This is a genomic window from Alkalisalibacterium limincola, from assembly GCF_008017755.1.
Lineage (GTDB): Bacteria > Pseudomonadota > Gammaproteobacteria > Xanthomonadales > Xanthomonadaceae > Alkalisalibacterium > Alkalisalibacterium limincola.
Genome location: NZ_VRTS01000010.1, coordinates 15,478 through 41,268 on the forward strand (window position 1 = coordinate 15,478; position 25,791 = coordinate 41,268).

At 69.2% G+C, this 25,791-nt stretch carries 27 protein-coding genes and 1 pseudogene; 14 read left to right on the forward strand and 14 right to left on the reverse strand.

Annotation, left to right across the window (positions count from 1 at the left end; all coding sequences use genetic code 11):
* Positions 1–16 precede the first annotated feature (16 nt).
* A pseudogene (gene yedA / locus FU658_RS12590) lies at positions 17–936 on the forward strand (drug/metabolite exporter YedA).
* Positions 937–942: 6 nt separating this feature from the next.
* On the opposite strand, the gene FU658_RS12595 reads toward yedA, so the two are convergent.
* The gene (locus FU658_RS12595; protein ID WP_147892403.1) at positions 943–2,124 is read right to left on the reverse strand and encodes an ABC transporter permease; all 1,182 of its coding nucleotides are present in this window, start codon (positions 2,122–2,124) and stop codon (positions 943–945) included.
* A gap of 9 nt (positions 2,125–2,133) precedes the next feature.
* Positions 2,134–2,718 (reverse strand): ABC transporter permease, encoded by a 585-nt coding sequence (locus FU658_RS15555; protein WP_255505607.1) that lies wholly within the window; start codon positions 2,716–2,718, stop codon positions 2,134–2,136.
* A gap of 291 nt (positions 2,719–3,009) precedes the next feature.
* Here FU658_RS15555 and FU658_RS15560 point away from each other — a divergent pair, with 291 nt between their 5' ends.
* The gene (locus FU658_RS15560) at positions 3,010–3,306 is read left to right on the forward strand and encodes a hypothetical protein (protein WP_255505608.1); all 297 of its coding nucleotides are present in this window, start codon (positions 3,010–3,012) and stop codon (positions 3,304–3,306) included.
* Here the strand turns inward: FU658_RS15560 and FU658_RS12605 are convergent.
* From FU658_RS12605 to FU658_RS12640, 9 genes are all read right to left on the reverse strand, one after another.
* The gene (locus FU658_RS12605; protein WP_147892404.1) at positions 3,303–4,031 is read right to left on the reverse strand and encodes an ABC transporter ATP-binding protein; all 729 of its coding nucleotides are present in this window, start codon (positions 4,029–4,031) and stop codon (positions 3,303–3,305) included. The genes FU658_RS15560 and FU658_RS12605 overlap by 4 nt on opposite strands.
* A gap of 2 nt (positions 4,032–4,033) precedes the next feature.
* Positions 4,034–5,248, reverse strand: a complete 1,215-nt coding sequence (locus FU658_RS12610; protein WP_147892405.1) for an efflux RND transporter periplasmic adaptor subunit — start codon at positions 5,246–5,248, stop codon at positions 4,034–4,036.
* 108 nt (positions 5,249–5,356) lie between these two features.
* Positions 5,357–6,754 (reverse strand): leucyl aminopeptidase family protein, encoded by a 1,398-nt coding sequence (locus FU658_RS12615; RefSeq protein ID WP_147892406.1) that lies wholly within the window; start codon positions 6,752–6,754, stop codon positions 5,357–5,359.
* Complete coding sequence (locus tag FU658_RS12620; RefSeq protein WP_147892407.1) at positions 6,741–7,469, reverse strand: HAD family hydrolase; 729 nt, start codon at positions 7,467–7,469, stop codon at positions 6,741–6,743. The genes FU658_RS12615 and FU658_RS12620 overlap by 14 nt, the downstream gene beginning before the upstream one ends.
* 46 nt (positions 7,470–7,515) lie before the next feature.
* Positions 7,516–8,631: an AI-2E family transporter gene (locus FU658_RS12625; protein ID WP_187266106.1), complete on the reverse strand. Its 1,116-nt coding sequence runs from the start codon at positions 8,629–8,631 to the stop codon at positions 7,516–7,518.
* Positions 8,628–9,017 carry a hypothetical protein gene (locus FU658_RS14530; RefSeq protein WP_187266107.1) on the reverse strand — a complete coding sequence of 130 codons (390 nt, stop codon included), beginning with the start codon at positions 9,015–9,017 and terminating at the stop codon, positions 8,628–8,630. The genes FU658_RS12625 and FU658_RS14530 overlap by 4 nt, the downstream gene beginning before the upstream one ends.
* Entirely contained in the window at positions 9,014–9,406 is a 393-nt protein-coding gene (locus FU658_RS12630) for a hypothetical protein (RefSeq protein WP_147892409.1), read from the reverse strand. The genes FU658_RS14530 and FU658_RS12630 overlap by 4 nt, the downstream gene beginning before the upstream one ends.
* 163 nt (positions 9,407–9,569) lie before the next feature.
* Positions 9,570–10,040 (reverse strand): ElaB/YgaM/YqjD family protein, encoded by a 471-nt coding sequence (locus tag FU658_RS12635; RefSeq protein WP_147892410.1) that lies wholly within the window; start codon positions 10,038–10,040, stop codon positions 9,570–9,572.
* A gap of 67 nt (positions 10,041–10,107) precedes the next feature.
* On the reverse strand, positions 10,108–11,445 hold the full coding sequence (locus FU658_RS12640; protein WP_147892411.1) for a Do family serine endopeptidase: 1,338 nt from the start codon (positions 11,443–11,445) through the stop codon (positions 10,108–10,110).
* 476 nt (positions 11,446–11,921) lie between these two features.
* Here FU658_RS12640 and FU658_RS12645 point away from each other — a divergent pair, with 476 nt between their 5' ends.
* The 12 genes from FU658_RS12645 (at position 11,922) to FU658_RS12695 (ending at position 22,256) form a co-directional block, all read left to right on the forward strand.
* Positions 11,922–14,072 carry an adenosylcobalamin-dependent ribonucleoside-diphosphate reductase gene (locus tag FU658_RS12645; protein ID WP_147892412.1) on the forward strand — a complete coding sequence of 717 codons (2,151 nt, stop codon included), beginning with the start codon at positions 11,922–11,924 and terminating at the stop codon, positions 14,070–14,072.
* Between the two features lie 155 nt (positions 14,073–14,227).
* Positions 14,228–14,521, forward strand: a complete 294-nt coding sequence (locus FU658_RS14535) for a hypothetical protein (protein ID WP_187266108.1) — start codon at positions 14,228–14,230, stop codon at positions 14,519–14,521.
* The gene (locus tag FU658_RS14540; RefSeq protein WP_187266109.1) at positions 14,518–14,955 is read left to right on the forward strand and encodes a hypothetical protein; all 438 of its coding nucleotides are present in this window, start codon (positions 14,518–14,520) and stop codon (positions 14,953–14,955) included. The genes FU658_RS14535 and FU658_RS14540 overlap by 4 nt, the downstream gene beginning before the upstream one ends.
* 109 nt (positions 14,956–15,064) lie before the next feature.
* The gene (locus FU658_RS12655) at positions 15,065–15,802 is read left to right on the forward strand and encodes a TSCPD domain-containing protein (RefSeq protein ID WP_147892414.1); all 738 of its coding nucleotides are present in this window, start codon (positions 15,065–15,067) and stop codon (positions 15,800–15,802) included.
* An 81-nt stretch (positions 15,803–15,883) separates the two neighbouring features.
* Positions 15,884–16,591 (forward strand): hypothetical protein, encoded by a 708-nt coding sequence (locus FU658_RS12660; protein WP_147892415.1) that lies wholly within the window; start codon positions 15,884–15,886, stop codon positions 16,589–16,591.
* 165 nt (positions 16,592–16,756) lie between these two features.
* Complete coding sequence (locus FU658_RS12665; RefSeq protein WP_147892416.1) at positions 16,757–17,317, forward strand: PEGA domain-containing protein; 561 nt, start codon at positions 16,757–16,759, stop codon at positions 17,315–17,317.
* Positions 17,318–17,502: 185 nt separating this feature from the next.
* Positions 17,503–17,985, forward strand: a complete 483-nt coding sequence (locus FU658_RS12670) for a hypothetical protein (RefSeq protein WP_147892417.1) — start codon at positions 17,503–17,505, stop codon at positions 17,983–17,985.
* A gap of 101 nt (positions 17,986–18,086) precedes the next feature.
* Positions 18,087–18,713: a TlpA disulfide reductase family protein gene (locus FU658_RS12675; protein WP_147892418.1), complete on the forward strand. Its 627-nt coding sequence runs from the start codon at positions 18,087–18,089 to the stop codon at positions 18,711–18,713.
* A gap of 252 nt (positions 18,714–18,965) precedes the next feature.
* Positions 18,966–19,265 carry a c-type cytochrome gene (locus FU658_RS16105; RefSeq protein ID WP_425477618.1) on the forward strand — a complete coding sequence of 100 codons (300 nt, stop codon included), beginning with the start codon at positions 18,966–18,968 and terminating at the stop codon, positions 19,263–19,265.
* A 141-nt stretch (positions 19,266–19,406) separates the two neighbouring features.
* Positions 19,407–21,032 carry a plastocyanin/azurin family copper-binding protein gene (locus FU658_RS12685; protein WP_222708447.1) on the forward strand — a complete coding sequence of 542 codons (1,626 nt, stop codon included), beginning with the start codon at positions 19,407–19,409 and terminating at the stop codon, positions 21,030–21,032.
* Positions 21,033–21,158: 126 nt separating this feature from the next.
* Positions 21,159–21,620 carry an azurin gene (gene azu, locus FU658_RS12690; RefSeq protein ID WP_321167752.1) on the forward strand — a complete coding sequence of 154 codons (462 nt, stop codon included), beginning with the start codon at positions 21,159–21,161 and terminating at the stop codon, positions 21,618–21,620.
* A 15-nt stretch (positions 21,621–21,635) separates the two neighbouring features.
* Positions 21,636–22,256 (forward strand): DnrO protein, encoded by a 621-nt coding sequence (locus FU658_RS12695; RefSeq protein ID WP_147892421.1) that lies wholly within the window; start codon positions 21,636–21,638, stop codon positions 22,254–22,256.
* 45 nt (positions 22,257–22,301) lie between these two features.
* Here FU658_RS12695 and FU658_RS12700 read toward each other — a convergent pair whose 3' ends face one another.
* From FU658_RS12700 to FU658_RS12710, 3 genes are all read right to left on the reverse strand, one after another.
* Positions 22,302–23,345 (reverse strand): PLP-dependent cysteine synthase family protein, encoded by a 1,044-nt coding sequence (locus tag FU658_RS12700; protein WP_255505609.1) that lies wholly within the window; start codon positions 23,343–23,345, stop codon positions 22,302–22,304.
* Between the two features lie 76 nt (positions 23,346–23,421).
* Complete coding sequence (locus FU658_RS12705; protein ID WP_147892423.1) at positions 23,422–25,380, reverse strand: pyridoxal phosphate-dependent decarboxylase family protein; 1,959 nt, start codon at positions 25,378–25,380, stop codon at positions 23,422–23,424.
* On the reverse strand, positions 25,377–25,775 hold the full coding sequence (locus FU658_RS12710; RefSeq protein WP_147892424.1) for a SirB2 family protein: 399 nt from the start codon (positions 25,773–25,775) through the stop codon (positions 25,377–25,379). Before FU658_RS12710 ends, FU658_RS12705 begins: the two co-directional genes overlap by 4 nt.
* Positions 25,776–25,791 lie beyond the last annotated feature (16 nt).

A 25,791-nucleotide genomic window follows, 5' to 3' on the forward strand; every position in this document is an offset into this window, starting at 1 on the left:
CCAGCCCAGGCACCGCATGCACGCCAACGCCGCTTCGCCGGCTCCCTCGCGACTGGCCATCGCCTTCGCGCTGGCCGTCGTCTACCTGGTCTGGGGCTCGACCTACCTGGCGATCGCGATCGGCCTGGAGGGCTTCGACCCGTTCCTGATGGCGGGAAGCCGCTTCCTCGCCGCCGGGGCAATGCTCTACGCAATGCTGCGCTGGCGCGGCCTGGCCGCGCGACGCGGGCGCAGTGGAAGAACGCCGCGGTCATGGGCCTGCTGCTGATGCTGCTCGGCAACGGCCTGGTCTGCGTGGCCGAACAGGAGGTGTCCTCGGGCCTGGCCGCGATCGCGGTGGCCAGCCTGCCGCTGTGGGTGGGCCTGTTCTCCTGGCTCAAGGGCCGCCACCCGAGCCGGCTGGAGTGGCTGGGCATCGCCGTCGGCTTCCTCGGCGTGCTGTGGCTCAACGCCGGCAGTGCGCTGGCCGCCAGCCCCAAGGGCGCGATCGCGCTGCTGGTGGCGCCGGCGGCCTGGGGATGGGGCTCGGTGTGGAGCCGCGACCGCGACCTGCCACCGTCGTTCATGAACACCGCCGCGCAGATGCTGACCGGCGGCGCGATGCTGCTGGTGCTGGGCTTCGCGCTGGGCGAGCGCTTCGGTGGCCTGCCGGCGCCGCGGCCGCTGCTGGCGGTGGCCTACCTGACCGTGTTCGGTTCGATCCTCGCCTTCAGCGCCTATGTATGGCTGCTCGACAACGTGCGCCCGGCGCTGGCCACCAGCTATGCCTACGTGAACCCACCGGTGGCGGTGCTGCTGGGTGCGCTGGTGCTGGGTGAGCGCTTCAGCGTGCACGCGATCGGCGCGATGGCGGTGATCCTGGCCAGCGTGCTGCTGATCACCCGTGCGCGGCGCCCGACGGCGGCGATCCCGGCCACGCCCGCACCGAGCCGCTGAGCGCGCCTAGAGCGCCCGCAGCGCCGTGGTGACCGGCAGCCGCGCCGCGCGCACGGCCGGCGCCAGGCCGCCGAGGAAGCCGATGCCGATGGCCCAGGCCAGCCCCTGCAGCACCAGGCCGGGCGTGACGGCGAAGTTGAACGCGACCTGGGTGAAGCCCGCGCCGAGCGTGGATACCGAGTAGCCATTGAACAGGGCGAAGGCGATGCCGGCGCCGATCAGGCCGCCGGCCAGCGACAGGATCAGCGCTTCGGCCATGACCGAGGCGATCACCGGCAGGCGGCCGAAGCCGAGCGCGCGCAGCGTGCCGATCTCGGCGGTGCGCGCCGACACCGCCGAATACATGGTGTTGAGCGCTCCGAACAGCGCGCCGAAGCCCATGATGATCGCGATGATCGTGGTCAGGAAGCCGATCTGCCGGGTCAGCCCGGCAGACTGGGCGCTGTAGTAGTCGCGCTCGCGGAACACGTCGACGTTGAGCTGCGGGTCGCCGGTCAGGCGCTGCCTGAGCGGTTCGAAGGCGTCCACGCTGGTCAGTTGCAGCACCACCGAGGACACGCCGCTGCGACCGAAGGCCCCCTGGGTGGTCTCGGCATCGGTCCACAGCTCCGAGTCGTGCGCGTCACCGGTTTCGAAGACGCCGACGATGCGCCAGCTCGAGCCACGCAGCCGGAGTTCGCCGCCGACCTCCAGGCCCTCGAACTGGCGCGCGGCCCCGGCGCCGACGATCGCCTCGCGCAGCCCCGGACGGAACAGCCGGCCCTCGATGATCCGCAGCTCCGGCCGGATCGCCAGGCCGGCGGGTTCGACCCCGCGCATCGACACGTTCGCGCCGGTGCGTTGGCCACGGCGCGGCACCTCGTTGATGACGATCAGTTCGCCGGATGCCTGCGGCAGGCCGTCGGCGCCACGCGCCACCGCCGGGTCCTGCTTGATCAGCGTCGCCGCGCCGCGTTCCAGGAAGCTGGACAGTTCGGCATTGGCACCGCCACGGATCACCACGACCCGGTCCTCGGCACCGGTGGCGGTCAGCGTGCGCGACAGACCGGCCGACATCGACAGCATCGCCACCAGAACGCCGACCACACCGGCGATGCCGATGACGATGACCAGCGAGGCGCCCAGCCGCTGCGGGATGGAGCGCAGGTTCATCAGCACGATCTCGCGGACCTGGGTCAGGGTGCTCATCGCGGCCTCCTAGCGCCCGGCCAGCGCATCGACGATCTTCAGCCGCATCGCCCGCAGTGCCGGCGGGAAGCCGACCACGCCGGCCAGGACGACGACACTGGCGGCGACGAACAGCCACACGTCGCCGCCCATGCGCACCGCCGCGTACTCGGCCGGCAGCAATCGCAATGCGACGCTGGCCAGCGTCATGCCGATGGCGGCCCCCAGCGTGCACAGGGCCAGTGCCTCGGCCAGCACCAGGCCCAGCACGCTGCGGTCGGTGAAGCCCAGGCACTTGAGCACCGCCAGCTCCGGGATTCGCTCGCGCACCGCCTGGCTCATCGTGTAGCCGGTCAGGATCAGGATGGTGAAGAACACCGCGCCGGAAATCGCGTTGACGATGAAGCCGATGTCGCCGAGCTGGCGCAGGAACCCGAGCTGGAACTCCTGCTCGGTCTGGGTCTTGGTCTCGTCCGGGGTGTTCTCGAAGCGCGCGTCGATCGTCGCGGCCACCTCCTCGGACTGCAGCGGGTCGCGCACGCGCACCACGAACACACCGGCCAGGCCACGCCCCTGCGCGCGACCCTCGTCGAACTGGCCGTAATTGAGGTACATGATGCCGGCGCGGTCCTGCCACTCCTGGTCGCGACCGTCGAAGATGCCGACCAGGCGCCACTCCCAGGTCCGCGAGCGTCGCGCCGGGTGAAGATGAAGCTGTTGAGCGGGATGATGTCGCCGACCTCCCAGCCGAAGCGGTCGGCGAGCTGGCGCCCGGCGATCGCGCCGTCGCGGGTCGAGATGAAGGCGCGGCGCTGCTCCTCGGGCAGCGTCCATTCGGGATAGGTGTCGAACAGCCGCTGCGGGTCGACGGCGAACTGCGGGAAGAAGTTGCGCGCGTCCTGGTAGATGCCGCCGAAGAACTGCGAGTGGCCGACGCGCTCGACCCCGGGAACGGCCTCGATCTGCGCCAGCAGGCGCATCGGCAGCGGGTTGGTGAAACTGGTGCGCGACTGGGTGATCAGCCGGTTCGCACCGAGGAAGTCCGCGCCGCCGGCCAGTACCGAGTTCACCGCCTGCAGCAGGCCGATCAGCAGGAAGGCCGCGCCCAGCGAGAGCAGGGTGAAGCCGGTGCGGGTCTTGCGCCGCATCAGCGCGCCCCAGACCAGCGGCAGGTACTTCAGCGCCATGGCCGCCGGGCCCTAGTGCGCGCCCGGTTCATCGACCAGGGTCCCCTTGTCCAGGTGCACGGTGCGGTTGGCGTACTCCGCCGCCTTCGGGTCGTGGGTGACCATGACGATGGTGCGGCCGAAGTGGCGGTTGAGCGTCTGCAGCAGCGTCAGCACCTCGTCGGCGGTCTTGCGGTCGAGGTCGCCCGTGGGCTCGTCGCAGATCAGCAGCCGCGGGTCGGACACCAGCGCCCGGGCGATGGCCACGCGCTGCTGCTGGCCACCGGAAAGTTCATTGGGCTTGTGCCCGGCGCGGTCGGCGATGCCGACCAGCTCCAGCGCGATGGCCGCCCGGCGCCGGCGCTCGGCCGCATTCATGTCGGTCAGCAGCAGCGGCAACTCGACGTTGCGCTGGGCGCTGAGCACCGGCATCAGGTTGTAGCTCTGGAAGATGAAGCCGACCGTGCTCGCCCGCCAGGCCGCCAGCGCGTCGCCGTCGAGCTGGTCGATGCGCTCGCCGTCGACGCGCAGCTCGCCACCTGACGGACTGTCCAGTCCACCGATCAGGTTGAGCAACGTGGTCTTGCCCGAGCCCGAGGGCCCCATCAGCGCGACGAAGTCGCCTTCGGGAATGTCCAGGTCGATGCCGTGCAGCACTTCGATGCGCTGCTTGCCACGTTCGTAGGCCTTGGTGACCGCGCGGATCTCGACCAGTGGCGCTACCGGTTCGTCCGGGGCGCGATTCGGGCCCGACGTGTCCATGCTCAGCGCGCCGCAACCGTGACGCGACTGCCGTCGCGCAGGCCCTCGGGTGGACCCAGCACGACCTGCTGGCCCTCGCCGACCCCGGAGGTGACCAGCCGGTCGGCATCGCGGGTTTCACCCAATTCGACCGGCGTGCGCACCGCCCGGGAATCGCGCACCACGAACACGGCCGGCCCGGCCTCGTCCTCGACGATCGCGCGCGCCGGCAGCCACACGCCCTGCAACGGTTCGGCGTCCGGGTCGGCCTCTTCCAGGAAGCTCACCCGCAGGCCCATGTCCGGCACGATGCGCGGGTCGTCGCTGTGCAGCTTCACCCGCACCCGCACCGTGGCGCGGCTGCGGTCGGCGGCGGGGATGATTGCGATGACCTCGCCGGGGATGCGCCAATCGGGGTAGGCATTGAGCACGCCGTCGACCGGCATGCCGGCCTGCACGCGGCCGATGTAGGCCTCATTGACGTCGACCTCGACTTCAAGCGAGGTCATGTCGACGATGGTGCCGATGCCGGTGCGGGTGAACCCGCCGCCAGCCGACACCGGCGAGATCATTTCCCCGGGCTGCGCGGCCTTCTCGATCACCACGCCGTCGAAGGGCGCGCGGATGACCGTGTTGTCCACGCCCAGCGCGGCCACCGCCCGCTGGTCCTCGGCCACCGCCACCTGCTGGCGGGCGTTGGACAGGCGCGCACGCAGCGCGTCGCGCTGGGCGCGGGACTGGTCGATCTGGGCGCGAGAGATCAGTTGCCGCTCGCCCAGCTGCTCGTCACGTTCCAGCGTGCGCTCGGCCAGCGCCAGGTTGGCCTGGATCTCGCCCAGCTGGGTGCGGGCGGCCTCGGCCTGGGCGCGGGCCAGCGTGTCCTGGGCCTGGGCATCGACCGGGTCCAGGCGGGCCATGACCTGGCCCTGGCTGACCCGCATGCCTTCCTCGATCAGCACTTCCTCGACCCGTCCGGTGATCTTCGAAGACACCGTTGCCTGGCGGCGGGCATAGATGAAACCGGAAGCGTCGAGCACCGAGGCCGGGCCCCCGCCGGCGGCCGCACGCGCCCCCACCACGGTGACCTGGACCGGGCGCAATGCCGCCATGGCCACCACGACGAGCACCAGCAACACGACCACGGCCAGCGGCACCACCCAGCGTGGCCGGCGCTTGCGCGCAGGGCCGCGACTGCGGTCGATGCGCAGCTGCTGCAGCATTTCGTCGGCACGATCCATAAGCGCTTGGCTCCCCTTCGCCCGGCCCCGCATGGCCACCGTATCAGGCTGGCACCGGCGCCCCCCGGGCGCACAGTGCCGGAACTCACTTCGTGCCGGTGATGGCTGTCACCCGGCGCCGGCGTAGCGTGCCTTGAGCAGTGTGTAGGCCGCGCGCAGGCCCTGCGCGTCGCCGCCGACGGGATGGCCGGGGCGGTCGGCCTCGCTCCAGGCGAAGACGTCGCTGTGCGCCCAGGGCAGCCCGGCCGGCACGAAGCGCTGCAGGTACAGCGCCGCGGTGATCGAGCCGGCCATGCGCGAGGCGCCGGAGTTGGCCCAGTCCGCGATCGGGCTCTTGAGGTAGTTCAGGTAGGGCTGCCACAGCGGCATGCGCCACAGCGGGTCGCGGCTGTCGGCGGCGGCCTTGAGGTAGTCCGCGGCCAGCGCCTCGTCGTTGCTGTACAGCGCCGGCAGCTCCGGGCCCAGCGCGATTCGCGCCGCGCCGGTCAGCGTGGCGAAGTCCAGCACCAGTTCGGGGTCGGACTCCGCCGCATAGGTCAGCGCGTCGCACAGCACGATGCGGCCCTCGGCATCGGTGTTGTCGATTTCGATGCTCAGGCCGGCTCGGGTGGCGATGACATCGCCGGGCCGATAGCTGTTGGCCGCGATCGCGTTCTCGACCGCCGGCACCAGCACGGTGATGCGGATAGGCAGCTGCCGGTCCATGACCAGCTGGGCCAGGCCGAGCGCATGCGCAGCGCCGCCCATGTCCTTCTTCATGTTGCGCATGCCGGCGCCGGGCTTGATGTCCAGGCCGCCGGTGTCGAAGCACACGCCCTTGCCGATGATCGCGACGTGCGGGTCGCCGGGCTTGCCCCAGCGCAGCTGTATCAGGCGCGGTGCGCGGTGGCTGGCCCGGCCCACGGCATGGATGGCGGGGAAATTGTGCGCGAGCAGGTCCTCCCCGGACACCACCTCCACTTCCCCGCCGTGGGTCTGGGCGAGTTCGCGCGCCGCGGCCTCCAGCTCGTCGGGGCCCATGTGTTCGGTCGGGGTATTGACCAGGTCGCGCACCAGGCAGCTGGCATCGACCTGGGCGATGACGTCGGCCGCATCGTGTTCGGGCAACACCAGGCGTGCCGGCGGGCGTCGCGCGGTGAGGTAGCGGTCGAAGCGGTAGGCGCCCAGCCCCCAGCCGACCAGGCTCTGCAGCGGGTCGGGGGCGTCGACGCCGTCGACGGCCTCCAGCCGGTAGTCGCCCGGCGGCAGCTGCAGCGGCAGGTGGGCCAGGGCGAACGGGTCGCTGGCGTCGGCCACGCCGGCCAGGGCCAGCGCCGGGCGGCCGTCATCGCCGGGCACCACCAGGCAGGTGTTGGGTTCGGCCTGGAAGTTCTGGCTCCAGATCCAGTGCTGCTGGACCGACCCGAGCCCGGCCACCAGACGCTCGAGCTCGTCGCGCCGACACGCATGCAGTGGCAGTGCGCCGGAACGGGCATCGGCAGGGGCGAAGCAGTCAGGCATGGGCATGGCGGGGGGGCTCCGGGGATTCGTGGCGTGCGTCGAGCCAGTCGGCGAGTTCGGCCAGCGTGGTGACCTCGACATGGGGATGGTGGTCGGTCGCGGTCCAGCGCTCGCCCTTGCGGTTGAGCCAGCAGGTCTGCAGGCCTGCGCGGTGCGCACCGAAGACGTCGAACTCCGGGTGGTCGCCCACGTGCAGCACCGCCTCGGGCGGAAGCTGCAGGCGCTGGCAGGCGGCCAGGAAGATGCCGGGCTCGGGCTTGGCCTCGCCATGCTCGCGCGCGGCGAGGTTGAAGTGGAAGTGGTGGTCCAGGCCGATCAGGGCCAGGTCCGCGTTGCCGTTGGTGAGCCCGGCCACCGGGACCCGCCGCGCCAGGCGTTCCAGGGCCTCGGGCACGTCCGGGAACAGCTCCACCTCGTTGCGCGAGCGGATGAAGACTTCGAACGCGGCATCCACCAGGCCCACGTCGTCCCCGCACTCCGCCAGCGCCATGCGCAGCGTCAGCCGGCGCTGCGCGGTGTAGTCGTGGGCCAGGTCGCGACGCTCGTGGGCGATGCGTTCGCGCAGCTCCCGCATCGCTTCGATGTCGAAGCGCGCGTGCGTGCGCGGGCAGTGCTCGGCCAGCCAGGCGTGCAGCTCGCGTTCGGCACGCTCGATGACCGGCCAGATCGGCCAGAGCGTGTCGTCGAGGTCCAGGGTGATCGCGCGTGGAAGGGTGTTCACGGCCCCGATTCTATCGCGAGCCGGGATCGCGACGCCGTGATCCAGTTCAGCGCTCCATGACCGAGGCCCAACCCTGCCAGCCTTCGACGCGGCTGGCGATGATCTTGAGCGTCACCAGCATCGGTACGGCCAGCAGCAGTCCGACCACGCCCCAGATCCAGCCCCACAGCAGCAGCCAGAGCAACAGGATCAACGGCGAGATGCGCATCCGCCTGCCGAGGATGATCGGCGTCAGGAACTGGCCCTCGAGGATGTTCAGGGCGAGGTAGGCGCCGGGCACCGCTAATGCGTGCCACAGGTCGTCGAAGGCGACCATGCCGACCAGGGTCAGTGCGATCGCGGCCACCAGCGGGCCGACATAGGGGGCGTAGTTGAGCACCGCCACGAAGAAACCCCATAGCAGTGCGTCCTCGATCTCCAGGCCGATCAGCCACAGCGCGGCGGCGGTCAGCACGCCCAGCACCAGGTTGATCACGGTGATCGTGAACACGTAGCGCGACACCTCGACCTGGACCGTCCGCAGGATGTCGACGGTGGTCCGCTTGCGCGCCCGGTCCGGGAACAGCCCCACCACGCGTTGCTGCAGGCCGCCGCCGTAGACGAGGAAGAAAAACGACAACAGCATGATCGCGCCGACGCTGGCCAGCGTGATCGGCGTTCCCGAAAGCACGGCCCACAGTTCACTGCCCTCGACCTCCTCGGGCGTCTCCGGGACGGTCTGCGGGCGGCCGGACAGCTCCAGCAGCGATTCACTCGCCGCGCGGTTGGCTTCTTCGAACGGTGCAGTGAGCGCCCGCAGTTTCGGCGCGTGCTGGCGCACTTCCGCGGGTGCCTGCTGCACCCATTCCGCGGCGGGTTCCACCAACACGTTGGCCAGCAGCACCAGCGCGGCGAGCCCGACGAAGATGACCCCCAGGGCGCCTATCCAGCGGGGGATCCAGAGCCGTTCGAGGACCAGGACGATCGGGTTGCCGATCAGGGCCAGGAACATCGCCACCAGCACCGGGACCACCAGCGGCCCCGCCAGCCATGCGGTGTAGAGCAGCGCGAGCGCGGCAAGGATGTACAACGGGAGTGCCGTGCGTGAACGCGCGGGCGGGCTCTCGGGCGGCGGGTCGGGCAGCGGTGGTGCCGCGCCGGGCTGGTCGGACTCGCTGTTCACGGAAGCGGGTCTGCGGGCCCGACTCCGGCGCCACCCGAGGCAGGTGCCGCCGGGTCGGCCTGCGCCGAGGCGGCGCCCTGGACCATGCCAACGAGCGGAGCCAGCATCGGCATCACCATCGAAACCAGGCGCACGATGCCGGTCAGCGACTGCAGCAGTCCGGGCTTGGCCGGCGTGCCTTCGCTTGCCTTTGACCGGCGCCCGCTGGCCAGGCCGGCCAGCGCACCCAGCGCGAGCCCACCGACGACGATTCGCCCCGGCGTGGCCGCGGCGCGGGCATCGGCGGCCAGTTCGCGGATTTCCTCGCGCAGCAGCAGTCGATGGGTCGTCAAGGCCGCTTCCGCCTCGGCGACGCGCCGAGAGCGCTTGGCCACGCGGCCGCTCATGGCGTGGACCCCGACGAAGGCGCTGCGGCGCCGTCCGCACTCGCCTCCGGCGGCGCATCCGCGGGTCCCGGTTCCTGCCGCAGCACCCGTTTGAGCTCGCGCAACTGGCGCCGCGTCGCTTCGAAGCGGGTCATCTTCAGCAGCACGATGCAGCGCCACAGGCAGGCGCCTGCGCCCAGCAGCGACAGCCCCGTGGCCACCGCCATGGCGCCCGGCCAGCCCAGCAGCAGGTGCAACCAGGCCACCAGCAACGCCATCAGGTACAGCCAGGTGGCCAGGCCCAGGGCCACGGCGATGCCGGCGAACAGCACGGCCTGGGGCAGGGCGGCGCGGGCCAGTGCCGCTTCGTGCCCGGCCAGGGACTGGAGCGCGTCAAGCGTGCGCAGCACGCCGCGGGCGACCGTTTCGCCTTCGGCGTACAGGCGCCGCGCGGTGTCCCCCAGTCCATCGCCCTGGTCCCGGGGATCGTCGCGGGCGACGCTGCGCCCGGACCCGATTCCCCTCCCGACGTATTCCCAGCCGCGTCGTCGATGCGGGTCTGGACCACGCCGGTCAGCCGCGACGCAGCAGTCGCGACAACACCCAGCCGGATGCGAAGGCGATGCCGAATGCCGCCAGGGGCTTCTCGCGCACGAAGTCCTGCGCCTGCTCCAGCAGTTCGGTGCCGCGGTCGACCGCGTACTCGACCTTCTCGGCGGCCGCCTCGCGGGCCTCGTCGACCGCACTGCGGCCGGAATCGGCGGCACCGTGGAGCTCCTCGCCGACCGCGGAGCGGCCCGAGAGGATCTCGGCCTTCGCCGCTTCCGCGGCATGGCGGGCGCTGGCCCCGGCCAGCGTCGCGGCCTGGCGGATGTGGTCGCCGGCCTCGCGCAGGCGGTTCTTCGCCAGCGCAACGTGGTCTGGGCCGAGTTCCTCGGCCAGCTCCTCGATGGCCTCGGCAGCGGCTTCGGCCGCCGCTTCGGCTGCGGCTTCCGCGGCCTCGTCGCCGCCGGCGTGCATGCGGGGGTCGTGGTGATCGCTCATGCTCATCCTCCTCCGTGAATCAGTGCGGTGCCCGCCTTGGCGGGCGAACTAGCAGTGTACGCCGCGCTTACTCGAGGATCAGTACCCCCTGGCGCCGGCCTCGGAGAACGTTCAGCGAGAGCTGGCCTGGCGTGGCCGCGACGGCGGCTTCCAGCGCCTGCAGGCCGTCCACCTCGCGCGGGCCCACGGCGAGGATCAGGTCGCCGGGTCGAAGTCCGCGTGAAAAGGCCGGCGAGTTCGGCGCGACTTCGTTGACCAGCACGCCGCGCACCCCGCGGGCCCGCTGCCGGTCGCCCGGCTCGCCGAGCATCGCGCCCTGGAAGCCGCGGCCAAGCAAGTTTCCGTTGAGGCTCGGACGTGCGCTGAGCGTGATGTCCACGACATGGCCGGAACCGTCGCGACGCAGGGTCAGCGGCAGTGCCCGGCCGACCGGAAGCAGCCCCTCGAGATTGGAGAGGGCCTGGGCGTTGTCGATGCGACGCCCGTCGATGTCGACGATGACGTCACCACTGCGCACGCCCGCCCGCGCCGCGGGCGTGTCCGGATACACCCGGGCGACCAGCGCGCCACGGCGGCTGTCCAGGCCCAGGCTGCGGGCGATGCCCGGGGTGATGTCCTGTGCTTCGACGCCGATCGAGCCGCGGCGCACCTCGCCGTGCGCGAGCAACTGGCCCATCACCTCCTGCGCAAGATCGGAGGGGATCGCAAAGCCAATGCCGATGTTGCCCCCGGATGGCGAGAAGATCGCCGTGTTGATGCCGACCAGCTCGCCGCGCAGGTTCACCAGCGCGCCGCCGGAGTTGCCCGGATTGATGCTCGCATCGGTCTGGATGAAGTTCTGGTAGCCCAGGCCGTGCAGGCCGGTTCGCCCGAGCGCCGAGACGATTCCGGAAGTGACCGTCTGCCCGAGCCCGAAGGGATTGCCGACCGCAACGACGAAGTCCCCGACCTGCAGTCGCGACATGTCGGCCAGCCGCAACGCCTGCAGGCCGCTGGCCGGGATTCGTATGACCGCCACGTCGGTGTCCGGGTCGGCACCGACCAGTTCGCCATCCAGCGTGCGTCCGTCTGCCAGGGTCACGGCGATGCCGTCCGCCGCCTCGACCACATGGTGGTTGGTCAGCACCAGTCCCTGGGCGGCGTCGACGATCACACCCGAGCCCAGCGACTGCTGGGTGCGCTCGCGTGGCAGGTCGGGCAGGCCGAAGAAGCGGCGCATGAACGGGTCGTCGGCCAGCGGATGGCGTGCCTGCACGACCCGTTGGCTCTGCACGTTCACCACCGCCGGGGTCACCCGCTCCAGCATCGGTGCCAGCGAGGGCAACTCCCGGCCCTCCCCGTCGCTCGGGGGCAGGGCCGCTGCGGACAGGGGCAGGCATAGCAGCAGCAGGGCGAGCACGCGCATCGACAGGGCGCCAGTCGGGCGCCGGTTTGATGGGAAAGTGGCTTGTCGCACGTTGTCTGAGACCTCCGGTAACGCAATCGAAGAGTGAATGCGGACAACTGTCATTTAACTTGCAAGATATTGAATTGTATATGAAAAACGGTTGGGCCGGTCAAAGCGTGAAAGCCGTCACGACGTGTTGACAGTGCGCGGGCCCCAGCGGTAGGGTTGTCAGGGCCGCCACACAACATGTTGGGGTGGCGCATGCAGGGCAGCCCCAGTGCTTGGGTGTGTACCCCCAAAATCACGGGCTGGAACGGGTTTCGGGCCCGTCACAGGGGGGCGGCACGCCATGGGCGGTTCCAGAAGCGGTTTCCAATGCAGCGCGGTCCGGGGTTTCCGGCCACCGGCGCTGCGGCGACCGTGCCGATGGCTGCGCGAATGATATCCACCACGGCCGACCGGCCGCGGGGGCAACAGACAGGTGAGGAGTGGCAATGAGCACGGTTCGGCTTGAGGCGGTAAAGACGGATTCGGTCGCGGAGATCCCGCTGCAACCGGCCTCCCAGGACATCTGGGACAAGAAGTACCGGCTCAAGACCAAGCAGGGTGAACCGGTCGACGCGGGCATCGACGACACCTACCAGCGCGTCGCGCGCGCGCTGGCCGATGCCGAGCCCACGCCGGAACTGCGCAAGTACTGGTTCGAGCGCTTCACCTGGGCGCTGCGCCGCGGCGCGATCCCCGCCGGTCGCATCACCTCCAACGCCGGCGCGCAGGCCCACAAGCCGGCCACGTCGACGATCAACTGCACCGTGTCGGGCACGATCACCGACTCCATGGACGGCATCCTCGACAAGGTCCACGAGGCCGGCCTCACGCTCAAGGCCGGCTGCGGCATCGGCTACGAGTTCTCGACCCTGCGCCCGAAGGGTGCCTACGTGTCCGGTGCCGGCGCCTACACGTCCGGGCCGATGTCGTTCATGGATATCTACGACAAGATGTGCTTCACCGTGTCCTCGGCCGGTGGCCGCCGCGGCGCCCAGATGGGCACCTTCGACGTCAGCCACCCGGACGTGCGCGACTTCATCCGCGCCAAGCGCGAGGACGGCCGCCTGCGCCAGTTCAACCTGTCGCTGCTGATCACCGACGAGTTCATGGCCGCCGTGGCCGCCGACGCCACCTGGCAGCTGGCCTTCCCGGTCAACATCAAGGAAGCCGACGAGGTCGATACCGCGAACCCGGACCAGGTGGTGTGGCGCGAGTGGCCGAACACGGCCAGCTACGTGACCCGCGATGACGGCCTGGTGGCCTGCAAGGTCTACGGCACCGTGCGTGCCAAGCACCTGTGGGACATGATCATGGCCTCGACGTACGACTACGCCGAGCCGGGCTTCATCCTGATCGACCGGGTCAACGAGATGAACAACAACTGGTGGTGCGAGAACATCCGCGCCACCAATCCCTGCGGCGAGCAGCCCCTGCCGCCCTACGGCGCCTGCCTGCTGGGCTCGGTGAACCTGACCAAGTTCGTCCGCGACCCGTTCACCGACAAGGCCCGCTTCGACTGGGAGGAGTACAAGGAGGTCGTGCGGGTGTTCACCCGGATGCTCGACAACGTCGTCGAGGTCAACGGCCTGCCTCTGGCGCAGCAGCGCGAGGAGATCCTGCGCAAGCGCCGCCATGGCATGGGCTTCCTGGGCCTGGGCTCGACGGTGACGATGCTGAAGATGCCCTACGGTTCGGAAGGCAGCTGCGAGTTCACCGAGAAGGTGGCGCGCGAGATGGCGCTGGCCGGGTGGGAAGTGGCGCTGCAACTGGCCAAGGAGAAGGGACCGGCCCCGATCATGGAGGAGCGCTTCGAGGTGACCGCCGAGATGCTGCGCAAGCGCCCGGAGATGGTCGCCGACGGCTGGCAGCTCGGCCAGGAGATCACGGGCAAGGTGCTGCACGCGAAGTACTCGCGCTACATGCAGCGCGTGGCGTCGGTGGCACCGGAGCTGGTCGAGGAGCTGGCCGAGGTCGGCGCGCGCTTCACCCACCACAGCTCCATCGCACCCACCGGCACGATCAGCCTGAGCCTGGCCAACAATGCCTCCAACGGCATCGAGCCGAGCTTCGCGCACCACTACTCGCGCAACATCATCCGCGAGGGCAAGAAGTCCAAGGAGAAGGTCGAGGTGCTGAGCTTCGAGCTGCTGGCCTACCGGCAGCTGGTCAATGCCGCGGCGATGCCCTTCAGCGAGGACGCCCAGAGCCGCCTGCCCGAGTACTTCATCTCCGCCGACGAGGTGACGCCCAAGCAGCACGTCGACATCCAGGCCGCCGCGCAGAAGTGGGTGGACTCCTCGATCTCCAAGACCGCGAACGTCCCGACCGACTACCCGTACGAGGACTTCAAGGACATCTACACCTACGCCCACGCCAAGGGCCTCAAGGGCTGCACCACGTTCCGCTTCAACCCCGAGGCGTTCCAGGGCGTGCTGGTGAAGGAATCCGACCTGGAGAACACCACCTACCGCTTCGAGCTCGAGGACGGGACGGTGGTCGAGGCCAAGGGCAACGAGCAGGTCGAATACGACGGCGAGATGCACACCGCCGCGAACCTCTTCGACGCCCTCAAGGAGGGGTACTACGGCAAGTTCTGAGGCCCGGCCGCCGGCGGCCTGGAAAAAAAACTTCTCCCAACCACTTGCGCGTGACACCCGGCGGGTTAGCTTATTGGCGTGGTCCTTCGATCACGCGGAAACAGCAAGGCATCGTTCCGCTCGACAACACACCCCATGACGAGGAGGGGATAGAAATGAGCAATGGAAACGGCGTCACCTCGACCATCGGCCACGCGGCCGAGAACGTGGTCGAGACCGCGCAGAACATCGGCAGTGCCGTCAAGCACAAGGCCGAAGAGGTGGTGGCCAGCGCCAGCGCCGCAGTAGCCAAGGCCAGGAAGTCCGTGGGCAAGCGCGTGGCCGACGCCCGCAAGTCGGCGGCGAAGAAGTCGGCGACGGCGAAGAAGTCGGCGCCGGCAAGAAGGGTGCAGCAACCAAGAAGGCCAACGCCGCAAAGAAGTCTGCCGCGGCCAAGAAGGGCGCGGTGACCAAGAAGGCGAAAGCCGCCAAGAAGTCCGTCGCGGCCAAGAAGGGCGCGGTGACCAAGAAGACGAAGGCCGCCAAGAAGTCGGTGGCGAAGAAGGCGGGCGCCACCAAGAAGGCCAGCGCGAAGAAGGCGACGGCGGTCAAGAAGTCGGCCACCAAGAAGGCCAAGGCGGTCAAGAAGTCGGCCAAGACCCGTACGACCACCGCGAAGAAGGCGACCGCCAAGCGTGCGACCGCGGCCAAGAAGTCGGTCAAGTCGGCGGCGAAGAAGGTGTCCAAGGCGACCGGCAGCGCGAAGAAGTCCAGCGCTGCGGTGAAGAAGGGCACCGCGAAGAAGGCCGCGGCCGCCAAGGGGCGTGCCACGGTGGCGAAGAAGAGCGCGCAGCGCTCGGCTGCCGGCCGCAAGGGCGGCAAGGCGACTGCGAAGAAGAAGTAGCCCCGTGGGAAGCAGCCCGCCCATCGCCGTGGCGTTGGGCGGGCAGCCACGGGTTCCATCCAGGCGGCGGCGCGGTGCCGTCTGCCAGAACCGTTTCGGGAGTTGTGTCATGGCCGTCAAGATCAACAAGAAAATCAAGGGCTACAGCGTCATCAAGCCCGAGGACAAGGCCACGGCCAAGGCCGAGCAGACCCCGACCCCGGTGGCAGAGGAGCGCAAGCGCGGCGCCGAAGTGATCCAGATGCACGAGCAGATCGAGCGCCCCGAGGTGCTGATCGGCTCGACCTACAAGATCAAGTCACCGCTGGTCGAGCACGCGATGTACGTCACCATCAACGACATCGTGCTCAACGCCGGCACCGAACACGAGCTGCGCCGTCCGTTCGAGGTGTTCATCAATTCCAAGTCGATGGACCACTTCCAGTGGATCGTCGCGCTGACCCGGATCATGTCGGCGGTGTTCCGGAAGGGTGGCGACTGCACCTTCCTGGTCGAGGAGATGCGCGCGGTGTTCGATCCGCGGGGCGGCTACTTCAAGGCCGGCGGCGTGTACATGCCGTCGATCGTGGCCGAGATCGGTGCGGTGGTCGAGGACCACATGAAGCGCATCGGCCTGATCCACGACCCCGAGCTCGACGAGCACCAGCGCGCGCTGATCAACGAGAAGCGCGCCGCCTACGAGGCCACCCACGCGCCGGCTGCACGCGACGAGGATGTCAGCGTGACCGGCGAAGGCACCAGCTTCCCGCCCTCGGCCACGATGTGCCACAAGTGCAGCACCAAGGCCGTCGTGGTCATGGACGGCTGCGCCACCTGCCTCAACTGCGGGTATTCCAAGTGCGGATGAGTTGACGATGCCGCTTGTGCCGCCGTTCAGCGCGGATCGGCACAATCGGGCATCGGATCCATCACCACAAGGACACGCGTCATGATCAAGTCGAGGATTGCCGCGCTGGCCGTTGCCATCGCCCTGGGGCTTGGCATGGCTGCTGTCGCCCAGGCCCAGGCCGGCGGCTACAGGATCAATACCGGGGATGGCTGGCTGGACGGCCGCATGGGCGAGGTCGACACCTTCGGGCGTCGCCATCGCGACCCGTTCGTCAGCGAAGTCACCACGCTGGGCGCGCCGCGTTCGCTGGTCGTCGAACTGCTCGACAGCCGCGGCTGGGCCCCGGGAGACATCTACATGGCCTGCTCGATCGCCAGTGTCCTGGGTATCGGCTGCGCGCGCGTGGTCGAGCGCTACGACGCGAACCCGGGCCGAGGCTGGGGCCGGATCGCCCAGGACATGGGCATCAAGCCCGGCTCGCCGGAGTTCCACGCGCTCAAGCGTGGCACCGTCTCCACCTACAGCCGCTGGGGTTACCCGATCGACATCGACTCGCGCGACCGGGTCGACTGGTCGGACGGTCCTCGTGGCCGCGGACAGGGACAGACCGGTGCAGCGCGTGCGCGCGGTGCCGTTCAGGACGCGTCCGGCCAGCCAGGCCGGGGTCAGGGCCAGGCACAGGGCGAGCGCGGCCGGGGCAACCAGGATGCCGGTCCTCGTGGCCAGGGCCAGCAGGGGCAAGGCAACCGCAACCGCGATCGGCAGGACGATGGTCCGGGCCGGGGTCGCGGCAACCGCGGCGACTGAGCAGTCCTGCTCCTTTCAATCGTCGCCTGCGCGGCGCCCCCATCGTCCCGACGTCCGTCCCCGCGCCCCCGTCCCTGTACTGCGGACTTGCAGCCAGCCGCAGACCTGTCCAGTATGGCCACCGTCCCGTAGCCAGCGGGTCGATCCATACAGGGGGCGTCAATCATGAAACCAGCGACTTCGCTGATCGCGGCCATCGCCGTGGTCGGCCTGACGGGCTGTGCCACAGTGACCCGGGGAACCACTGAAACCTTCGTCGTCACCACCGAGCCGGCCGGCGCCCTCGTGCGCCTGTCCACCGGCGAAACCTGCGTGACGCCCTGCGCGATCGAGAAGCGCCGCAAGCACGGCTTCGAGGTCGAGATCGAACGCGAGGGGTACGAACCGGTCGTCACCAGCATCCTGCCGCAAATATCGGGTGCGGGTGCCACCGGCATGGCGGGCAACGTACTCATCGGCGGCGTGGTGGGGCTCGTCGTCGACGCCTCGACGGGTGCCTCGAAGGACTTGCGTCCCAATCCGCTTGCGGTAACGCTGGTGGGGCTGCCGGCGCGGGAGGGTGGGCCCGGATCCGTGGCCGGTGCCTCGCCAGAGCAAGCCGATGTCGTGGCCGTGCCCGGCGTGTCGGAACAGGACCCGAGTAGCGGTTCCGCCGAGGCGGTCGGGCCCCCGTCGAGCCCACGCAACCGCGCTGACATCATGCGTGTGCCGAGCCGCCCGCGATGAATCGCTGGCGGTTTGTCCAGGCGCGCGCGCCAGCCTAGAGTGACGGCACACCCCCAACCGGATGTGCCGTCATGCGTCGAACCCCGATCTTGCTTCTCCTCGTGCTGGCGGGTCTCCCGCTTTGCGCCGTGTCCGCAGCGTCCCCCGACCAGCAAGCACACGCACCCGACTCCTGGTGGGAACGGATGCAGTCCTTGTGCGGCAGCGCCTTCGAGGGAACGCTGGTGCGCGCGCCCGAGGGCGACGACACGTTTCGCGACAAGCGGGTGGTGATGCACGTGCGCGACTGCACGGCGCAGCGCATCCGCATCCCGCTGGTGGTCGACGAGGACCGTTCCCGCACCTGGGTGCTGACCCGGCGCGGGGAGCGCATCGAGCTCAAGCACGACCACCGCCATGAAGACGGTCGGCCCGAGGCCATGACCATGTACGGCGGCACCAGCAGCAACGCGGGCAGTGCCGACACGCAGATGTTCCCCGCAGGCGACCGGACCCGGGAGGCGATCCCCGGCAGTGGCCTGCGCTCGGTGTGGCTGATGGAGGTGCATCCCGGAGAGCGCTTCGTCTACGCAGCGAACCGGGTCGGCACCGAGCGCAGCTTCCAGGTCGACTTCGACCTGACGCGGCCGGTCCAGGCGCCTCCGGCGCCCTGGGGCTGGGAAGACTGAGCGCTGCCACAACCGCATACCCATCGAATCGGCCCCGCATCGCGCAGGGCCGATGCTTGCCGCCGAGCGTCACGAGACGTAGTCGACCATGTTGAAGACGCTTGACCCGCGTCAATGCGAGCACCGGCTTCCAAGCCGAGACTGAGGCTCACAACCCCTGCGCCCACCGCTCTTCCCGGCCGCACGGCCGGCTCCAGCCGTTCGGGGGTCGGCGGCACACGCGATTCGAGCGCGAGGTCAACATGCGACAAGCCCACTGGACAGCCCCCTTTCTCCTGATGATGGCGACCTCGTTGTCGTGGGCCGCAACCAGCCACGGTGCGGAACCGGTGTACGACTCCACCGACGGGAAAAGCGTTTCCCTCGCGGACTACCGCGGCCAGGTCATCGTGCTCAACCTTTGGGCGATCTGGTGCGGCCCCTGCATCGGAGAAATCCCGGAACTGGTCGAACTCCAGCGCCGTATCGAGCCACACGGTGCGACCGTGATCGGACTGGCGGCCGATTCAGGGTCGGCCGACCAGGTGCTGGCCTTCTGGCGGCGGCGCCTGGACCTGGAGCCGAGTTATCCGCTGTGGCTTGCGTCGATGGAACAGGCGAATGCCCATTTCGGCGCGACAACGGTTCCGCTGACCCTTCTCATCGATCGCGAAGGCGTCGTCCGTGAACGCCTGCTGGGCGCACACGACGCTGAAACCCTGATGGAACGACTCCAGCCGTTGCTGTGAGTGCGCTGCCGCCTCCGGGCCGCCGGTTTCCGGCGATCCGCGTGGCGGCCTGCCGTCATGGCATTCGCTCGCACGACCCGTGGAACAGCACCGGGCTTGACCCATGTCAGCGACGGGGCACGCCGCCGTTGCCACGATGCAGGTGCAGGGAATGGAACGGTCGGGAAGCCGGCCGCAGCCACTGCCCCGAACGTGATGCGGATGCACCGTTCGAGAGATGAAGCGGCGAATGGAGACTCGAAAATGAAGGTCATGGCGACGCTGGAGTGGAACGCATCAATCGCACTCGCGACATGTCTGCTCGTGTTGCTGCATGCCGTTCCCGTCCAGGCGTCGAGTGGAACGCCCACCGCCCTTGAAGTCCAGGGCGACGCGGCTGCGGGCGAGCCGCTCTACCAGCGCCATTGCGCCGCGTGCCACGGGCCGGCAGGTCGCGGTGATGGCCAGCAGGGCCGGGCGTCGACCCCGGTCCGCCCGACTTCACGGCCGGCGGCGCCGATGCCGAACGCTTCTACCTGGCCACCCGCGACGGTGGCATGGCCGTTGGCGTGAGCGCGGCCATGCCGGCGTTTCGCCACACCCTGAGCGAGCAGCAAACCCGCGACATCATCGCGCACCTGATGCAGATGGAGCCGTGATCGCAGCACTGAACCGTCGTTCAAACCGTTACCGAAACCCAAGAGAGCACCCACGATGAGCACCGAAGCAACAACCAGTGTCGGGCGCAAGGCAGGCTCGGCGGTCACGTTCCTCGCTGCACTGGCGTTGGCGGCGGGTTTGTTCGCCCCCCAGGCCAGCGCCTGCGACTCCTGCAACGATTCCCTGATGCATCAACTGCACAACGAGCGCAGCGACACGCCGATGGCACGTGACGTCCTGGCTGCGGTCGAAAACCAGCGCGGGCTGCCGTTGGGCCAGTCCGCACGGGGCTCCGGCGCGCCCGGCACGCCCGCCAGCGCCAGACTCGACGACATCTTCGAAGGTGCGGACTTCATCGAGATCATCCGGCGCGACGAGGGTCTGTCGATTCCCGCCACCAGCTTCGTGCCGCAGGACGTCGAGCCCGACCACCACTTCACCATCACGCTCGACGAGGGCCTGACCTACCTCGGCCAGGGCGTCATGTACGACGGCTTCCTCGCCGATGGCGGCGTTCCCGGGCAGACGCTGCGCGTAACCGAGGGCGACATCGTGAAGTTCACCGTCGTCAACACCGGCACCGTGCCGCACGGCGCCTCGATCCATGCCGCCTACACGCAGACCTCGAAGTACGTCGGCCAGATCGCCCCGGGCGAAACCAAGAGCGTGACCTTCCGCGCCACCGTACCGGGCGTGTACATGTGGCACTGCGCACCGGGCGGGCACGCCATCCCGATGCACGTGCTGTTCGGCCAGTACGGCATGATCGTCGTCGAGCCCAAGGACAAGCAGTACAAGCTCGAACAGGAACTCGGCAGGAAGCCCGACCTGACGCTGTACCTGCTGCAGAACGAGTTCTACACCAGCGGCCGCGAGGCGGTGGATGGCCACCCTGCCTACACGGCCTTCAACGGCCAGCCGTTCCGCTACATCGAAAACCCGATCACCGCCAAGCCCGGCGACTACGTCCGCATCTACTACCTCAACGTCGGCCCGAACCTGGTCTCGACGTTCCACCTGGTCGGCATCATCTGGGACTACGTCTACTGGCAGGGTCATCCCGATGCATGGATGCCCGGCGGACAGACCGTGACCTCGGGCCCCTCCGACTCCTGGGTGATCGAGTTCCGCGTGCCGCCCGATGAAGGCGCCTACACGATGCTCAGCCACTCGGTCGGTCCGACGAGCCGCGGTGCGATCGGCCTGCTGGTCGCCGACAGGAACGCGGACACCCCGAAGACGGTGCTCGCCGACGGTCCGCAATGGACCGAGGAGGAAATGACCGAGAAGGCCGCCAACGCGACCCGGACGATCTCCCCGTTCGCGCCCGGCACCGCGGGCAAGGGCATGGCTGCGGCTGCCGACCGTGTCGTGTCCTACGGGCCGGAGGTCAAGGAAGTGGTCGTCGAGATCATCGGCAACTCCTACCACCCCAAGGTCATCGAGATCGAGCCGGGCACCACGGTGACCTGGGTCAACGAGGATGTATTCACCTACCTGGCCGGCGAGTTCTCCGGCGTGCACAACGCCGTCGGCATGCGGGGGCCGAAGCGCTTCGCCACGCCGCTGCTGGGCCACGGCGAAACCGGCAGCGTCGTGTTCGACGAATCCGGTGAGTACGACTACATATGCACCCCGCACCCGTACATGAAGGGTCGCATCATCGTCCGCGAACGCTGATGCAACCGGAGGGTCGCCAGGCCATGGCGATCCTCCGGGGCGCCGCGATCGATCCGATCAGCGCCGGCACCCGGTCAGACGCAATTCCAATCCACCCACCATCTTTCGAATCAAATGGAGTCAAAAATGAAACTCGCAGCCAAGCTTTCAATCCTTGCAGCAGGCCTTTTGGCCAGCCAGTTCGCGTTTGCCGCGAACTGCTCGCTGACCATCGACAGCAACGATGCGATGCAGTTTTCCACCGATGCACTGACCGTGGACGCGTCGTGCAGCGAGGTCGAGCTGACCTTGACGCATTCGGGGACCCTCCCGCGCAATGCCATGGGTCACAACTGGGTCCTGGCCACCGACGCCGATGCCCAGGCGGCCTACCAGGACGGCATGCAGGCCGGCATCGACAACGAATACGTCAAGCCCGGCGACACGCGCGTCATCGCCTATACGCCCGTCATCGGCGGTGGCGAAAGCACCACGATCACGTTCAGCCTCGACCAGCTCGAGGTGGGCGGCAAGTACACCTTCTTCTGCTCCTTTCCCGGCCACTTCGCGCTCATGAAGGGCCAGTTCCATGTCACCGACGGAGGCTGAGGACACCACTGCCGCATGCCCGGGGCCGAAGATCCGGCGCCGGGCATGGGGACATCGGCGAACCACAGCCGATTCCAAGCCCGAACCCGAGCCTCCTGCGAGACCCCCGACATGACACGACGATTCCCGCTCACCCTGCTGGCCCTCACCCTGGCTGCCGGCCCTGCCTTCGCCAGCGAGCCGTGCCACTCCGGCGCGGATCATCATCATCATCATCATCATCATCAGCAGCAGCACCCGCAGCACGGCGCCGACAAGGATCAGCCAGGGTCGGTTCCCGTCGATGGTGATCGTTGGGCTTCCGATGCGCCACTGCGCGAGGGCATGCGGCGCACGCGGGATGCCATGGAGGGTTTGTCGCGGCATGAGTCGGATGGGCTTGCCGAAGCCCAGGTGCATGAATTGGCCACCGCGGTCGATGAGGCGGTGGCCTTCATGTTCGCCAACTGCGAGCTAGAGCCGGAGCCCGACCACGCCCTGCACTTGATCCTGGCGCAGTTGATGGTCGGTTCGCGGGCGTTGCATGCGAACCCGTCCGACTCCGCGCCGGTGGCCTCGATGCGTAGCGCGCTCGGGGACTATGCGCGGCAGTTCGAAGATCCGGGCATGCCTTCGCCCGGAAGCACAAAGCCCTGACCGGGTCCACGCTTCCCGCCCGGGAGCGGTCGACTTTCCGATCCGTCACGCCGGGTCGGGCAGCTCGGCATCCGGCAGTCCGGCGGGCGCGGGATTCGGCGTGGCCAGTCCCTGCGCGCTCAGCCACCGGCCATCGAACAAGGTCTCCGCGTAGCGCTCGCCCCGGTCGCACAGCAGGCTGACGATGCTGCCGCGCTCTCCGCGCTCGCGCATGCGTCGCGCCAGCACCAGGCAGGCGGCCAGGTTGGTGCCCGAGGAGCCGCCGTAGCGGCGGCCGAGTCGCAGTTCCAGCGCACGCATGTGGGCGATCGATGCAGCGTCGTCGACCTCGACGATCGCATCGACCACGTCGAACACGAAGCCCGGCTCGATACGTTGACGGCCGATGCCCTCGATCACCGTGGCCTCGGCCACGGGTGCGCCGTCCCAGCATCGCCCGGCACGCCGTGCGTTCCAGCCGTGCACGAAGGCGGAAGCCGTGGGTTCGGCCACGCACAACGAGGTGGACATGCGCCGGTAGCGCAGGTAGCGGCCGATCGTGGCGGAGGTCCCGCCGGTGCCGGCGCCACACACGATCCAGGCAGGGTCGGGGTGCCCATGCGCGGCCATCTGTCCGATGATCGACTCGGCGATGTTGTTGTTGCCGCGCCAGTCGGTGGCGCGCTCGGCCAAGCCGAACTGGTCGAGGAAGCACAGGTGGTCGCGCGCGGCGATCGCCCGCGCCATGGCGGTGCAGTCCACGTCGCTGCCAACCAGCTCGCAGCGCGCCCCGAGCTTGCGCAGTTCGCGGATCTTCCCCGGCGCAGTGGTTTCGGGCATCACCGCGGTGAAGGGGACGCGCAGCATGCGCGCGAACCAGGCCTCGGAGATCGCCGTACTGCCCGAAGACGCATCGATCGCGCCCTGGCCACGCACCAGGCGTCCGTTGCACAGCGCGTACAGGAAAAGCGAACGCGCCAGGCGATGCTTGAGGCTGCCGGTCGGGTGTGCGGACTCATCCTTCAAGAACAGTTCGATACCGGGAAAGCCGGGCAGGGCGAGGGTCCGCAGCGGCGTATCCCTTGCGCCCTGCGCCTCGCGCGCGAGCACTCGACGGCTGCATTGACCCAGGAGCGGCCGGCACCGACGCCGGTGCAGATGGCCAAGGCGGCGCTGGTCGTGTCCATCAGGCCACGTCCTGGTCATCGGGGATCCGGTGCTCGGGCTGCGTCCAGAGCAGCCGGTCGCACTCGCGCTCGAGGAAATCGAAATAGCCGTCGATGTAGCTGATGCCGTTCTCCTCGTCGAGCAGGAACGGATTCATCAGCGTGTGGCGCAGGATCACCAGCCGGTCGGACTCGCCCTCGCGATCACCATCGAGCAGGTCCGGATCCAGTTCGAGCGCGCGCATGACCCGCGCCGTGTCCGCCTCGCCGAGTGCCGCGGGCTTGAGCGTGGTGATCGAGCCGAAGAACTCGCGTGACTGCAGCGGCAGCCGGGGGTCGGCGCGCAGCGTATCGAACACGCGGCGAACGAATCCGTTCATCACCGCCACGTCGCGGTTCCCGGCTGGGTTGAGGGCGAGGCAGACCAGGTTGCAGTCGGGCTCGAACGGCACGTCCACGCGCAGGCGACCGGCCATGCGCAGCTTGAAGCGCGTGGCCGCCTGCCGGAACGCCTCGGCACCGCGGATGCTTTCGGCCACGATGGTCCCGAAGTTGGCGTGGTCGAGCGGCAGCACCTTGTGGGTGACGTAGACCGCCGCGGCCGCGGCGCCGGACTTCGAGCCTTCCGGGACGAAGCGCCCGAGCTGGCGGAAGCGCGAAAAGAAGTCGTCCGCGCCGGCCGGAGCGAAGACGTAGTCGGCCGACTCCGACAGCAGCTCGGCCGCGCGCTGGTCGCGGCACACGAAGGCGCCGGCACCGTAGGGCAGGTGGCCGAGCTTGTGCGGGTCGACCGTCACCGAGTCCACCCCGCCCAGGGCCGCGAATGCGTCGTGCACCTCGCGCGAAGGGAAGTCCGCATGCACCTGGCGCATGTCGGCCAGCGGCCGCAGGCCGCCCTCGGGCGTGCGGAACAAGGTCGCCAGGTAGCCGCCCCAGGCCGCGTCGACATGCACGCTCATGCCCAGTCCGCGTGCCAGCATCCGATCGCGCACCTGCAGCACCCGGTCGACCGGGTCGATCGTACCGAATTCGGTGCTGCCCAGGACCGCCACGCAGGCCAGTACCGGCTGCCGCTCGGCGAGCGCGCGTTCGCAGGTCGCTTCCAGGGCGGCCGGGTCCATGCGCATGCCGTGCTCGGGCACCAGTTCGAGCTGGCCGGCCCCGAGCCCGAGCAGCTTCATGCCCTTCGACCACGAGTAGTGCGCGGTGACCGGTGCCAGCACGATCGGTGTACGCAGCTCCGGGTGGCGGGCGAAGAAGCCCGACAGCCCCAATTGTTCGATGCGTTCGGCCTCCAGCCGAGCCTGCCAATGGCGCCGCTGGGATCCCGGCTGGCGTGACACCCAGCATCGCCACTGGTCGAACAGGTCGGTCGCGGCCGTGGCGCCGAGGTTGAAGGCGGCCCAGTCGTCGCATGGCAGCGTCATGCCGGGCGGGGCGATCGCACGCAGTGCGACAGGGAAGGCCTTCAGCGCCAGGGCCAGTCGCAGGGCCTGGTAGTTGGCGACGGTGCCGCCGGAGGTGAGGTGTCCGAAGGCGCAGTCCTCACGCGCGGGGTCGTGGGGGAAGCCCAGCATCCGCGCCAGCTGCAGGCCGGCCTTGAGCTCCATGTCGATCGTCACGGGTGCCGCGTCGGCGCTGACGTTGTTGGGGTTGTAGGGCAGGGCGAGGAATTGCGCGGCAAGGCCCGGCAGCAGCACGTCGGACACCATGTGGCCGATGTAGCGTGGGCTGTGGAAGGGCACCGAACGCTTCAGCGATGCCGAGAGCTGGTGCAGTTCGCGCCGCAGCCGTGCCTCGAAGGCCTGGAACTCCGGGGTCTGCGCGGCGCGGGTCGGGATCGCCGGCGGATCCTCGGGGTGGAAGTTGCGCCGCCAGTAGACGTGGTCGCGCAGGAACTCCACGACCAGCTTTTCCAGCAGTGCGTCGTTCTCGCCGTAGGGGCCCAGGAACAGCGGATGCAGGTTCGGGTCGCTCATGCCAGCCACTCCGCGAACAGGCCCAGCGGATGGTGGGCGCGGGCCACGGTGTACATGAAGCCGAAGCAGGCAAGCGCAGCCGCGTACCAGGCCACCCGCGGCCAGCCCCGGGCGCGCTTGAGGGCGATGTAGCCCAGCACCACGTAGACCACCAGCAGCACCAGTTTCACCGCCAACCACGGCACCACGAACGGATTGAGCTTGAGGGCCACCAGCAGCATCAGCGCGGCGGTCAGCAGGCCGGTGTCGATCGTGTAGCTCAGCCAACGGATCGGGCGGGCATTGGCCCAGCGCTGCCCGGCCAGCAACAGCAGCCCACGCAGGGCGAACAGCCCGCCGCTGAGCAGCACGAAGCCGACGTGGGCCTGTTTGATCTGGGGATAGAACTCGATCATCGGGTCAGGGTCCGTA